11 protein-coding genes and 2 pseudogenes are annotated in these 12,960 nt (G+C 59.7%); 10 read left to right on the top strand and 3 right to left on the bottom strand.

Annotation, left to right across the window (positions count from 1 at the left end):
• Positions 1 to 353: 353 nt before the first annotated feature.
• The 4 genes from X741_RS150800 (at position 354) to X741_RS1000000171030 (ending at position 4,400) form a co-directional block, all read left to right on the top strand.
• On the top strand, positions 354 to 731 hold the full coding sequence (locus X741_RS150800; RefSeq protein WP_156937900.1) for a hypothetical protein: 378 nt from the start codon (positions 354 to 356) through the stop codon (positions 729 to 731).
• Between the two features lie 284 nt (positions 732 to 1,015).
• On the top strand, positions 1,016 to 2,671 hold the full coding sequence (locus X741_RS150805; RefSeq protein WP_031250162.1) for an MFS transporter: 1,656 nt from the start codon (positions 1,016 to 1,018) through the stop codon (positions 2,669 to 2,671).
• Positions 2,672 to 2,927: 256 nt separating this feature from the next.
• Positions 2,928 to 3,980 (top strand): hypothetical protein, encoded by a 1,053-nt coding sequence (locus X741_RS150810; RefSeq protein WP_023778368.1) that lies wholly within the window; start codon positions 2,928 to 2,930, stop codon positions 3,978 to 3,980.
• Positions 3,981 to 4,208: 228 nt separating this feature from the next.
• Positions 4,209 to 4,400, top strand: a complete 192-nt coding sequence (locus X741_RS1000000171030) for a hypothetical protein (protein ID WP_023727257.1) — start codon at positions 4,209 to 4,211, stop codon at positions 4,398 to 4,400.
• A gap of 176 nt (positions 4,401 to 4,576) precedes the next feature.
• On the opposite strand, the gene hemN is transcribed toward X741_RS1000000171030, so the two are convergent.
• Positions 4,577 to 5,938 carry an oxygen-independent coproporphyrinogen III oxidase gene (gene hemN, locus X741_RS150815; protein WP_023778367.1) on the bottom strand — a complete coding sequence of 454 codons (1,362 nt, stop codon included), beginning with the start codon at positions 5,936 to 5,938 and terminating at the stop codon, positions 4,577 to 4,579.
• Between the two features lie 997 nt (positions 5,939 to 6,935).
• Between hemN and X741_RS150820 the strand changes: the two genes are divergently transcribed.
• From X741_RS150820 to X741_RS150830, 5 genes and pseudogenes are all read left to right on the top strand, one after another.
• Entirely contained in the window at positions 6,936 to 8,093 is a 1,158-nt protein-coding gene (locus X741_RS150820; protein ID WP_023778366.1) for a porin, read from the top strand.
• 24 nt (positions 8,094 to 8,117) lie between these two features.
• Positions 8,118 to 8,373, top strand: a pseudogene (locus X741_RS1000000168570) (thiazole synthase); the annotation flags it as partial.
• Positions 8,297 to 8,839: pseudogene (locus X741_RS01000000166800) on the top strand (thiamine phosphate synthase); the annotation flags it as partial. The pseudogenes X741_RS1000000168570 and X741_RS01000000166800, both read left to right, overlap by 77 nt.
• A 101-nt stretch (positions 8,840 to 8,940) precedes the next feature.
• Positions 8,941 to 9,426, top strand: coding sequence for a bifunctional hydroxymethylpyrimidine kinase/phosphomethylpyrimidine kinase (locus X741_RS1000000168565; protein ID WP_023778364.1), 486 nt, complete (start codon positions 8,941 to 8,943; stop codon positions 9,424 to 9,426).
• Between the two features lie 409 nt (positions 9,427 to 9,835).
• Positions 9,836 to 10,330, top strand: a complete 495-nt coding sequence (locus tag X741_RS150830) for a MaoC family dehydratase (protein ID WP_031194149.1) — start codon at positions 9,836 to 9,838, stop codon at positions 10,328 to 10,330.
• 728 nt (positions 10,331 to 11,058) lie between these two features.
• Here X741_RS150830 and X741_RS150835 read toward each other — a convergent pair.
• Both X741_RS150835 and X741_RS150840 read right to left on the bottom strand, forming a co-directional pair.
• Positions 11,059 to 11,535 carry a type II toxin-antitoxin system VapC family toxin gene (locus tag X741_RS150835; protein ID WP_023778361.1) on the bottom strand — a complete coding sequence of 159 codons (477 nt, stop codon included), beginning with the start codon at positions 11,533 to 11,535 and terminating at the stop codon, positions 11,059 to 11,061.
• Complete coding sequence (locus X741_RS150840; RefSeq protein ID WP_023778360.1) at positions 11,532 to 11,834, bottom strand: hypothetical protein; 303 nt, start codon at positions 11,832 to 11,834, stop codon at positions 11,532 to 11,534. The genes X741_RS150835 and X741_RS150840 overlap by 4 nt, the downstream gene beginning before the upstream one ends.
• Positions 11,835 to 12,311: 477 nt before the next feature.
• On the opposite strand from X741_RS150840, the gene X741_RS0135075 reads away from it, so the two are divergent.
• On the top strand, positions 12,312 to 12,575 hold the full coding sequence (locus X741_RS0135075; protein WP_023778358.1) for a recombinase family protein: 264 nt from the start codon (positions 12,312 to 12,314) through the stop codon (positions 12,573 to 12,575).
• Positions 12,576 to 12,960: the final 385 nt, after the last annotated feature.

Genomic DNA, 12,960 nt, shown 5'->3' with positions numbered 1-12,960 from the left:
AGAATGGCGCGGGTATTGAGCATCGCCGATTGGATCGAACCTCTTATTTTAGCTTCGCGATAATCTTGTCTGGCTGCTTGCAAGCGTCCATCATGCCGCCGTACATACGCTTAAGGATCTCGCCCATCACCGTACGAGCAGCAAACATTTCCAAAATCGATCTTGCAACTTGAGGCTTTGCGTTACTGCATAGCTGCATTGCACAAAATGTGTTTGCGCATTGCACAACTTTTAGCCATTAAGCTTACAGCTGATGCACGCGATGGTTTCCTCCCATTCCATGGTATCAGCTGTTCCCCTCTGAAGGTTTTGACTTTACACCTAAAGGGCCTCGGTTTTCCGATGCCCTTTTTTTGGCGGTCGCCACGTCGTTAATGGAACGCGGCTCGATCGCCGGTTCAGCCATCAGGCTTTGGAACCCGTTCTGCCCGGCCGACCCCTCCCGACAACAGTCTGACCTTCGCCAGCCTTCTACGGGCAAGCGTTCGCGCCAAAAGTTCAAAGCCGCGTCCGTAACATTCGACGATGAAAGCCAATGTCATCAGGTCGAGCAGAAACTCGTCGATCGCATGTGTGAGCGCATCAGACTTTTGTCCGAACTGAAGGAGCAGGGCGCGCGCGTCTCGATCGCGGCCTGGCAATCGTCTGCATCTATCAGGGAACTGATCCTGTCAAAGATCTGCAAGGGTCCTCACTTTTCGGAAGCCGCACTCAGCATCGAACGCCGCTGATGAGTGAGTTTCCAACAAAAGAACAGGGTAACGTTTCGCGAAAAATCGCTCGCAGCGCGTCGAACGAGCATGATGCCTCAAATGACATGTGAATTCCGGCTCACCAACATGTCGTCGAAGGCGAGTGAGCCGGCCCATGTCTGCGTCCCGGCCGCCAGACCACTGGTCAGGAGGAACTGTGGCCACATCGTCGGAGACAAATGGGTCCATCTATTCTTCCAGCCGCCACGGTTCAGCCTAGATTACATGGGAAGCGACAATAACGGAAAGCAAAGGTTCGCAAAATGAGTAGGGTGGCTGGATCAAACGAAGATTTGGCTGCACCAAGGACCTTTGGGCCACTTCTGCAGCCGACCTTTCGCTCGATCTGGCTCGCGACGCAGGTTTCAAGCCTCGGCTGGTTGATGCAGACTGTCGCCATCAGCTGGCTGATGGCAACGATCTCGACTTCCGATCTGATGGTTGCGTTGGTTCAGGCTTCATCGAACCTGCCCGCTTTCGTCCTGTCCGTTTTTGCCGGAGCTCTCGCCGACAATTTCAGCCGGCGCCGGGTCATGTTCGCCGGTCGGTGCCTTATGGTGATTGCGTCCGCGATGCTGACCGCGTCCGTGGCGCTGGGCTTTGTCAGTCCGTGGATGATCCTCGGCTTCAGCTTCTTGATCGCAAGCGGCGGTGCTCTCAATGATCCGGCCTGGCAAGCGTCGGTTGGCGATATCGTGGATCGACGCGATGTTCCCGCTGCCGTCACCCTGCTTTCTGTTGGCTTCAACACCGTCCGGACTGTGGGTCCGGCGCTCGGCGGCATTGTGGTTGCCTCATTTGGCCTTATGGCGGCATTCGCCGTAACCACGCTCACCTATTTCGTACCCTTGGCCACTATTTGGCGCTGCAAGTGGAAGGTTCGCTCGTCCCCTCTTCCACGCGAGTCGATGAGGACGGCAATTTATGACGGGCTGCGCTTCACGGCGATGTCATCGGAAATCAAGGCCGCGATCTCGCGCGGAACCCTCTTTGGCTTGGCGAGCATCGCCATACTCGCGCTGCTGCCGGTGGTTGTCCGCGATCAGCTGGGAGGAGGCCCGCTCGCCTATGGCGCGCTCATGGCGGGCTTCGGGACCGGAGCCGTCTTCGCTGGCCTCTCCAACAGCCTGTTCAGACGGAGCTTGTCGCAGGAGCGGCTGATGAGGCTCTCCTGCGTCGCCTGCGCGGCGTGCTCACTTTCCCTGGCACTGACAACTTCGATCGGGGTGGCGGCAATTGCACTCGCTTTGGGCGGCGCGGGCTGGGTGACCGCCTGGTCCGGGGTTGGTGTGAGCGTGCAGCTGGCAAGCCCGCGCTGGGTCGTGGGGCGCACCATCTCGATCTACTATGCTTTGATAGACGGCGGCATCGCGCTCGGCAGCTGGGTGTGGGGCACGGTGGCCGAAAACCATTCGTTGACCTGGGCGCTGGAGGGCTCCGCTGGAGCCCTGTTGATCTCCGCTGCAGCCGGCGTTCTCTTTCCTCTTCGAGAGCGCCGCGACTCCGAGCCCGATCCCTTGGAGGAATTCGATGCCCCAGCTGTCTCTCTCAACTTGAAGCCGAGGAGCGGCCCGATCGTGGTCAAGATCGAATATCTGATAGCCGAGAGAAATCTCGAGGCTTTCCTCGACCTCATGCGGCAGCGGCGTCATGTACACAGCCGGGTCGGTGCTCGGAATTGGACGCTCCAGCGGAACTTGCAGAAGCCTATGCATTGGACGGAAACGTTCCGCACGCCGACCTGGACGGACTACCTTCGCCTCAATCATCGTCTGACGGAAGTGGAAAAGGAACTGGACGAGCGTGTCTTCCAGTTGCACGCGGGAGAGGAAGCGCCTCAGATGACACTTTCCATCGAGCGACCGACAAGCTCGGCCCGCAAGCCCGAGCACTCAGCTTTTCGCCATCCCCCTCATTGAAGCCCGGCCGGCACAGAAAACGCGATTCTTGTCTATCGCGCTCAAACCGGTGCGGGAGACGGACAATCCACCAAAATTCGATGATGGGTGGCAGAGAAGAACCCCAGGCTGAGAGTGCGACCGATCGGTCCCCACGGTGAAGCGGAGCCTGGGGCTACAGCGGCACGCGACTATTGCCGCGTGTCACCTTTTGAATTTAAAGTCTTCCTCAGTCCGCCTCGCTGATCCGGGCCAACGCTATCTTGAGGTTGGCATTTTGTCCCGCCAGCTCGCTGAGACGATCACGTTCGGCGGCGACCACATCCGGACTGGCGTTGGCAACGATGCACCCGCGCGGAGCGTGCTGTTGCTGGAAGCAGGAAGGCATGATCGGCCAAAGCCGGGAGAGGTGCTGCCGGCAGTAGCGAATGGGCTGCTGCGTCAGCTTGGTGTCTGGACGCCGTTCGCCGAGGCCGGCTTCGTTGAAAATCGTGCCCTTGTTTCGGTGTGGGCCAATGAAGTTCCCAGCGAGCGGCACGGCATGTTTTCCGCTCACGGTGCCGGCTGGCAGCTCGACCGGACGCGATTCGACCGGCTGATGGTGCAGGCGGCCAAGGCGGCAGGTGTGGACACGCGGTTTGGCTCGGCCGTGGGTTCGGCAGTGCGCGACGATCAAGGCTGGCTGCTCAAGCTGGCCGATGAAGCTATCGTTGCCCGCGCCGTGGTTTGGGCGACCGGTCCAGTTGGAGGCTGGCCCGATGTTTCGGCGCCAAGCTCACCATGCACGGACATCTTGCCGCCTACACACGCTTTTTCGACCGCGCACCGGGCGATTGCAGCATGGTCGTCGAGGCGCGTCCCGAAGGCTGGTGGTACAGCGCCGACTTGCGCGTGCCTCACCGATCCGGATCTGGGCAGCGAACTGCGCAAAGCCGGACATTGGTACCGCGCTTTAGCCGCAACGCAGTCCGTCGCGCCGCTCGTGCCGCCCAACGCAATCGAGACCGCCAGCATGATCAAGGCGGCGGGAACCGCAACGATCGATCCCGCCGCCGGTGACCGCTGGGTCGCGGCGGGCGACTGCCTGTTCTGTGCCGATCCACTGTCATCACGCGGGATCGTGCATGCACTCCGCTCAGGGATCCTGGCGGCCTACGCGGCATCGGACATGCTGGACGGGCGTGGCGATTCGCCTGCGCCCGCTATGCAAAATCGCCACACGCGGCTTTGCCGATTAGCTCCCGGCGCTGGCTGCCCACTATGCAGCCGCCGCGCGACGGGACACGCCTTTCTCGCAGCGGCGGCGCAGCCATGTCTTCCACGCGTCTAGCATCGAAGGAGGGAGGTCAGAGGTGGTCTCGGGACGGGGTGCTCGGCGTTTATGAAGCGACCGAGCGCCAGCGAGTGGTCGTCGGCGGGCTCGATGGCGGCATCAGGTCAGGGAACTCGGCCTCCATGATCATCTCCGATTTAATTCAAATTTGTCTGTATATATTGACGATTGCACTACCTTCACCTCGTAGACGGCAATGCGGGCGGGTAGAGAGGGTTCTATGATATGACAAGCGATTTTTCCGCCGCCCGAGTGCATTTAGATCGAGCGTATGACTACCTTTGTGGGGATGACCCGATGAGTCAAAGGGGCCGCGAAGCCTTGGACCTGCTAATTGAGGCGGTTGCCGTCGAAGAGTTCAAGCAGCCACGCCAAAGCGCTGAGGTGCTAAGGTTTCCGATCGGGCGCCGCTGCTGAGGTAATCTCCACGGCCGCCATGTAGCCTCGCGGGTGAGGCGCTCACGGCAGGGACTCGCCGCCCCGTGAGGGCCGGGAACGAACGCATTGGCAAACGGAAAGCCCACTTGCCAGACCAGCGCCCGGCCGGCGTGGCAAGTAGGCCGGCGGTTCCAAGCGGAGACATTGATGCCGGACTATGTCGTGCTTTGCATCGCATTAAGCTGCTGCGGGATATACGTAACGCCATCCCTAAACACATCGAATGCGGCAGCGACAGCGCGAATCCCAAAGCGATGCTCCCGCCGTACCCGGACAAAGCCGTTTTCGAAGTCCACTATCCCGTCCTTGGCCAGCATGGCCAAGCGCTCAGCCGAATCGCGAAGACGGATCGGATCAGATCCGTGGGCGACACAGATTGCCGGCACGTCAGCCTCGAAATCGCACATTAATCGCTCGATAATTGCGGCTCGCACGCGGTCGTCGTCTGTGAGGCGATGGCCCTTCGATGTAGCCAGTCGGCCAGCTGCGATGTGCTGGATGTAGGAATCCCGTGTAACTTCGTTTTGAACGTATCCCTGGCCGATGCGGCCGATAGCCGACGCGCCGAAACCGATCAGGGTTCTGCAGGTATCGGCCGAGTAGCCCAACGAGTTACGTCGCAGGCGACCTGTTTCCTGTGCCAGCGCGAGCTCGTCGTCCGGCAAGGCGAAATGGTCGAGCCCGATCTGTCGGTAGCCGGCGGCAATCAGCGTCACGGCGACAGCCGCATACTGTTCAGCGCGGGCAGCGCTGTCGGGAAGAAATTCCGCCTCGATGAGGCGCTGATTCTTTACTTGGGATGGGATGTGCGAGTAGCCGAACAAGGCAAGCCGGTCGGGGCGCATGGCGACCGCCGCCCTCACTGTTTCTACGCACGACTCCACCGTTTGACGCGGCAGGCCGTAGATGAGGTCGAAGTTGATGCGGCTTACTCCATGCCGGCGCAGCACTTCCACGGCAGCCGACGTCTGGGCCTCGCTCTGGATTCGGTTGATCGCTTTTTGAACAATGGGATCGAAGCTCTGTACGCCCAGGCTCGCGCGGTTCACGCCGGCCGCTCCCAAGCCTTCCGCCATCTCGGGCGTGAGTGTTCGTGGATCGATCTCGATGGCGACCGTAGCTGTTTTCGAGATGGCGAAGCGGCATCGCAGGAACTCCATCAGAGCGAGGAACTCGGCTGGTCCGATGAGAGACGGCGTTCCGCCGCCGAAATGTATGTCGCTCACGGGCAACGTCTTCGGCACTCGCTCCGAAACCAGACGGATCTCGTCACGCAGCGCCGCCAGATAGTTGAGGATGGGCGCATCACGGCGGGTGATGGTGGTTGGGAAGCCGCAATACCAGCAGGCTGATCGGCAGAACGGAACGTGCAGGTAGAGTGACACCGGATCATCAGCCGGCAGGTTCCTGAGCCATTCCTCATAAGCCTCGGCGCCGACCGCCCCAGAGAACTCCGACACAGCCGGATAGATAGTGTACCAAGGCAGCCGGGCCTCTCGAAATTTCGTGGTCTGCAACGGTCACCGTCCCATGCTGATAACATCCAACCTTACCGCTGCGCTCGCCTGCGTCTTTGCGCTATGTCAGTCCGTTCCGCTTTGGGCTCGAAATTTTTTAGCAATGGGCGCCGTTCAGTCTTGGCTGGACAGCGATGGTCTGAGCGCACTCGGTCAGCGACTGACGATGGTGTTCCCGCCGAAACCCTCACGCGCACCGTTTTGTTCCACCGTCCCTTCCCTTCATCTGCGCGTGGGAGACTCTTCTGAGCGCAGATGCCGCATCCGATGAGACAATACGGTGTTGGGTCCAGACTTTGCACGCCAGCTAGCGCCGCCCATAATGATCTCTGCCGTCTCGATGAGCTCGTTGTGTGAATTGCTGGCAAGAAGCATTAGCTGTGCCGCGCCGCTTTCAGCACGAAAACCTGCTCGACGCGACCGCCAGGTCCGCCGCAATGCCAAGGCTGGCGCCTACCGACTCAGTGGTGCAAGGCTGCGGCGCGTGGTTATCGACCATCAGCTCGCCAAAGTGACGGCGTCGTACCGAGCGGTGGCCGCCGCATGATGCCTCAACGGCGGGGCTCACAGCAAACAATGCCGTCGCCATTAAGCCAAACTGTCGCCAAGCGAACAGACGAACCGTTTGCCGTTCGTGCTTGGGTGGATCCGCAAGGCAAAAAGAACGGAAGCGCGAACCAAGGTCCGCCCGCACATTTGAGCTTCAAGCCGCAGCTGGGTCGTCAGGGTGGCACGTCATTTGCAGTAGCACCCTTTGTGAGGCCCGCCGCGGAGGTGAAAAGGGTGGTTGTACAAAAATGTTGTATGACCGTCTGGGAGTGATAACTACTTAATATATGTGACAACAAGTCTCAATCACATTCTAAATTCTCCTGAGCATTAGCACGACAGGTGCAGCAACACCCCTAGAATTCAGCTTGATGCGCTATCAATCGTTGTTTTAGCAAGAATCATTTATCGGTCTCGATTCCTTTTACTATTTATACGGAGATCAACAATGACCATTGGGAGCCTCCTCCTCGGCTCAACTGCGGCACTGATCGCCGTTTCCGACGCTCGCGCCGTGATCATCGTCCCCCAGCCTGATCCGACTGAGTACCTCAAGATCTGCGACGTCTACGGCTCCAGCTACGTCTATATTTCAGGCACCGAGGCCTGCCTGCGCATCGGCGGCTATGTCAGTTACAACGTCGGCTTGGGCCATGTCGGATTGTTTGACCACGCAAGAACCTCGGATGTGAGGACTGGTGAGGATCAGGGTACATGGCAAAACAACGTGCGCTTCACACTGAAAGCTTGGACCGGCCAGGAGACCGAACTCGGCACGTTGAAGACCTACACCGAAACCCGCGTGAATTTCGGTAACCGCCACACTTCGGTTTCGGACAGTTCTCGGTCCTATGCCTTCAACGGAGACAGCATCTTGACTTTCGCCTGGATTCAGCTTGGTGGCCTCCGAGTTGGTAAGGACTGGTCGGCCTTCGACATGTTTATTGGCGGCGCGGGTGACGTACTCAACCAGACGCCGGTTCCGTACGGCGCTTTGGATACCAATGTGGTCCAGTACTACTTCGACGCCGCGAACGGCTTTTCGGCCGTGGTTTCGCTCGAAGAAGGCTCAGGCGTGGTCGGCACAATCGACAACTACGCTCCGCACATAGTCGGCGGCTTGAAATACACACATGGCTGGGGAGGGATCACCAGCGTTGCTGGTTATGATAGCAACTACGAATCGGTAGCCGTCAAGGTCCGTGTCGACATCAATGTCACCGACGAACTGTTGCTGTTCGGAATGTTCGGCTACGGTTCCAATGGCAAGCTCAACGACGACTCCATGAACGCGATCGACGCTCATGGTCGCGGCTTCTATAAGATCTGGGGCGGGAACTGGGCTTTCTGGGCTGGCGCCGCTTACGAGCTCAACGAGACAACTTCGTTCAACCTTCAGCTCTCGGGTGATCAGCTCAAGAACTATGGTGCCGCTGCGAACGTCGCCTACGCGCTTCTTCCAGATTTCACAGTTACGGCTGAACTCGACTATGACCGCTACGGAGGCTCCGCCGTCGGAAAGGTGAAAGCTTCCGAAGTGAACTGGGCCAATGCCAACAAGAAGAGCAGTGTCGGCGGTATCCTGCGTTTCGAACGCTCATTCTAATGCGATGAAGCGTTGAGCTCCGAGGTCCAGTTGATGCGCGGACATTTCCCCTACATTCCGTTTGATTGTGGATGCGTGGCTCGGACGGCCGTCGTACGCGGCGACGTCATGGAGCTCGGGTTCGACGCCGTGCTCCTGAACACGGCGGTCCCGAGGGCGGCCGATCCGGTCGGCATGGCGCGTGCGTTCGGCAAGGGCGGTCGATGCCATTCGTGAAGCTAGCACTGGAATGCTCGAACCGCGCTACTCACCGACGGTCGGCAGGGCTGTCTTCTCATGAAGCTCGATCCCTTCTATCTGAATTTCGACGTGCCGGCTGGGTTGACGGGCTGGCGCCGCTCGGCGTGAGTCTGCTGCAGCTCCGGATAAAGGATATGGACGAGAAAGGACTGCAGACGGAAATCCGCCGCGCGAACGACGCCTGCGCGGTCCATGGTTGCCAAGTGAGCGTCAACGACAATTGGCGCACGGCAATCGAGGAAGGCTGCGACTTCGTCCATCTTGGTCAAAAGGATTTGGCTGCCGCCGATGCTGACGATTAAATACGCCGGATTGAAGCTCGGCCTTTCGATCCACGATCACACCGAACTGGAAACGGCGCCAGTGGCCGAGCCGGAGTATGTGGCGCTCGGCCCATCTATCCAACTAGCCTGAAGCAGATGAAATGGGCGCCGCAAGGGCTCAAGCGGATCAGCGAGTGGAAGCACCAGGTCGCGCCGATCCCATTGGTCTCCATCGGCGGCCTCAACCTGACCGGCTCGAAGGCGTTTTTCGAGGCTGGCGCGGAAAGCGCAGCCGTGGTCACCGACTTTGCGCTGAACGACGCCCCAGAAGCGCGCACGCGAGAATGCATCGAAAGACAGAACAATGGCGCTGGGGCGAGAACCGCATCTGCTCGTTGTTGTCGGGTCAGATTCCCGCGGTGGGGCTGGAATTGCCCGCGAGATCGAGACGATCGCTTGCCTTGACGTGCGCACCTGCCTTTGCTGTCAGCGCGCTGACGGTGCAAACCCAGGAAGACGCCTTGGAAATCCAAGTTACGCAACCCGGTCTGGTGACGGATCAAATGCGCGCTGCGCTTCAAGCTAACAGAGTGGCCGGCACCAAGGTTGGCATGCTCGCAACGGCTGAGATCATCGTCGCTGCGGTTGCCGCTGTGCTGCGCGAATATCGGGCGCATATCGACAATCCAGATCCGGTGCTGGCTTCCACGTCAGGCCGAGCGCTTCTTGAAGCAAGCGCCATCCCGCATCATGAAGTAGCATCTGATGCCGCTTTGCCGTGTCGACACCCAATGTCATTGAACTGGCGCTTCTTGCCGGCTCAGAGCTAGCGGCCAATGAGGTCGGCGCGCTTCAAGAAGGACCACAAGCCACCCCGTCTGCTGGACTACTCCTCCACCATTCGAGACACGGATGGTTCCTATCCAGACAATTGATTTTATCAATCTGCGACAATACCGCATAGCGGCGCCGGCGGAATGGTCATCCGTAGCAAGACGAGCTGCTTTCGGCGGCCTGCAGGACGCGCACCGCGACCGAGTACAAGCCGGCTCGTCTGCAGCCATGTTCGGATCGGCCGCATCGGTGCGCCGAATGAGATTGCCGGCGGAACGCTCTATTCGTGCAGCTGTGACGGCAGTCATCTCACCGGGGCCATCCTGCCGATCGATGGCCGGCAGTCGGTGCAGCATGGGCTGACACTGTTCACGGAATGAAGCCGTCGCGCTTCGGACGGTTGAAATGGAGGACATTAGCTTGGAACCGATCAGTCTCGACGAGCTTCTGGCCAGCGTCGGCAAGGAAGTCGGCGTGTCGCCGTGGCGGGTGGTCTCACAGCGGATGATCGACCAGTTCGCCGAGTCCACCGATGACCACCAGTTCATCCACTGCGATCCGGAGCGCGCCAAGCGCGAGACGCCGTTCGGCGGCACCATCGCACATGGCTTCCTGTCGCTTTCGCTTTTGTCGGCGATGACTTTCGAGACCATGCGGCCGCTCGAAAACTGCAAGATGGGTGTCAACTATGGCTTCGAATCGCTGCGCTTCCTGGCGCCGGTGAAAACCGGATCGCGCATCCGCACCCGTTTCGTACTGGCCGACGTCAAGGTCAGGCCGTCGGGCTGGGTGCAGACGGCGCTGGGCGTGACGATTGAGATCGAGGGCTCGAAAAAGCCGGCGCTGACCGCGCGCTGGTTGACGCTGACGCTGATCAAACGCCAGCCGGAGGCGGCCTGAATTGTCAACGAGCGTCAGCAGAGACGATCTTCACGTGCCGGGGCGATGTAGGCGACCAGTGCGCACCGATCGGCAACGCGGCCACGGGGGTCGGCTAGATAGAGTGGCAGGAATGCCTAATCGGGGCTCCGTCTCGGAAGGGGCGTCGATGTATCGGAAGCGCTTCGGCTTTCGGCGCTGCATTCCTTCTTCACGAAGTCCATGGAGAATTCCCGACCACGGGGTCGAAAGATCGGCTTGTGATCGGAGTGGGCAGATCCTCCCCGACTGAATCTGCCAATAGGGTGTTAGAGTTAACCGGGTCGAACTTGAGGTCGCGGGTGTCGCTGATCGGCTGCTCGTCGAGCTCGAGAGCTGCCAGCTAAAGGCAGAACACGGCGATGCCAAGAGCTCCGCAGTTGATGTGGACGCCCAGAGCTGGGAGTACAGACCGACGAGTTCCCGGCGGGCGAATTTGCCATTGGTAGCGCGCCAGACCAGTCGCGAGAAAGCCTCGATGAGAAGGCCCCGAGCCGCGCGCGGCATCGACTACGTTTGGCGAGAGGCCTTCGAAGACGAGATCGAGTGTAAGATGGACGAGCTCGACACGCATATCGCGCAGTCCCTGCGATCGCGCCTTGTCCGCGGCGCTCGTGCGTGCGAACTGTTGGTAGATCGAGCTGACTAGATGAACCGGGATGGCATTAAAGCGGAACTCGAGACGTTCGGACTCCGTGCCGCTGAAATCCTCAAATTGAATCGGCCGGACTGTTGGAGCTATCATCACCCGCTTGGCTTCCAGAGCTACGGAGCGGGTTGATTATCTGAACGTCCTCGAAGTCCTTTTCATTGTCGGTCACTACGACACACTCGTTGGCTTCGGCTACAGCGGCAATGATTGTGTCTAGGGCGCTCCGCGAACAGCCTCTGGCTTTGCCGTTGGCCATCAGCCGCGCCCACACGAGGCCAGCTTTCTCGTCGAACGATAGCACGCGGCCAGCGAACAGCGCTTGCGGGCCTTCGGAGCCCTCGAACCAAGTTTCAAGGCTGCTGCGCTTTTTCCCCTTCGGCTTCTCTAGGATGACTCGGCGAATTTCGGCGACAGTCAGCGAAGCAATGAAGAGGTCTTCGTCCTTCTGCGCGCCCATCCAGGCCAGCAACGAGCCCGAAGGCTCCGGCTTTATGACGTTGCTGATGATATTGGTATGAAGAAGGTAGCGCGTCACAGGTCGATCTTGCGCCCCTCTTCGCGCGGCCGGCTGAGGTCGAGATTGGAGCCAACCAGAGGCGATCGACGCAACGCGGCGAGAATGCTGCCCGCTTTCGGTGGCTCACCCGCCACCGCTTGCTGTATGGTCCGACGAAGCTGTCGGGCATCCGGCCCGCTCTCCGTTAATTTTCGGGCAAGAGTTCGCAGTAGATCGCGGTCTGCGTCGAACGCCAGGATCTCGAACCGCGCGATGCCGCGCTCAGCCAGGCGAGACCGATAATTCTCGATGGCTCTCTTCTGTGCAGTGTTGCCCATCGCGTGCCTTCGTTCTCTATCCGGATATATAGCCATGGCTTCTTCGGAGCACAAGGTGCCCGTCATCGGCCAGCACTGGCTCCTGCGCGACGCGCGTTATTGATCACAGAGAATTTCCAGCTTGTCGAAGCACTGTGACTTGGCATCATTGTCGCGAAACGGAGTATTTCGCGTCAGGACAGGAACGCGATCATAGCGCGACCGAAGCGTGCAACAGCCGAAAAGCTTCGTGTGGTCGCCGGCGCGGCCCGCGAATCGGCTGTGCCTGCGTCGCCGAAGCCCGATCGACGCTTCGTCAATCTGGTCCGGCTGCTGGCGCGACCGGCCGCACGGGATTTCGTTCAAGCCGAAACGGATAGCCAGACGCGAGACCGCGTCCCGGAGTAAGGGGCCGCCTCATGAAGGTCGCGCTTGGCGCTCGCTACTCAACTGACAATCACCGAGACGCCTCGATCGAGGATCAGTTGGCTCTGCTGCTTGCGTGCTGAAAAGCAAGGCTGGACAGTCGTCGACAGCAATACCCACCGCGCGATCTTCGGCGCGTCGCTGTTGCGTCCCGGCCTTCAGGAGCTGATCAGCGATGCGATGCAGGGCAAATTCCTGATCGTGCTCGCAGAGGCGATGGATCGCCTGACCATGACCGCTGCAAACCGGGAGCAGGCCAGGCTGGGCAAACGTTGCAACAGATCCTTCAAGGAAATTCATAGACTCTTAGCAACTCCGGCTCGCTGTGAATGGTAGGCTTATTGCAACGTCTGAGGTCAGTGGTTCCAAACCGTGGCCCCGCTTATCTTCGACTCGCCGAACTGCCTGCAAGTTCGGCTAAAGGCAGGAAGAGCGCCCATTTGTTTGTTGGACACAGGATATCGACGGTCGTCACGGCCACCGAGATTTGTCCGGTCGTTGGACAACCTTCGAAATCTGCAACTTCTGTGGAGAACGCGAAATGAGAAATTCGGTAGGACTTGGTCCTGAGCCATGATGACACTGGTTAGTCGCCTACGCATGGCAGCGCATCCTGACCGCCTTCGAATCCTGGGCCTTTGTGCGCATGCGGACCTAACTGTCTGCGAGCTAGGGGAGATTCTGGGCGTGTGTCGAGAGCGGGTTGCGCGACACGTCCGGC

This window comes from Mesorhizobium sp. LNHC221B00 (genome assembly GCF_000502935.1).
GTDB lineage: Bacteria > Pseudomonadota > Alphaproteobacteria > Rhizobiales > Rhizobiaceae > Mesorhizobium > Mesorhizobium opportunistum.
The sequence above is the reverse complement of the archived record's forward strand: the minus strand, read 5'-3'. Positions and strand labels throughout refer to the sequence as shown.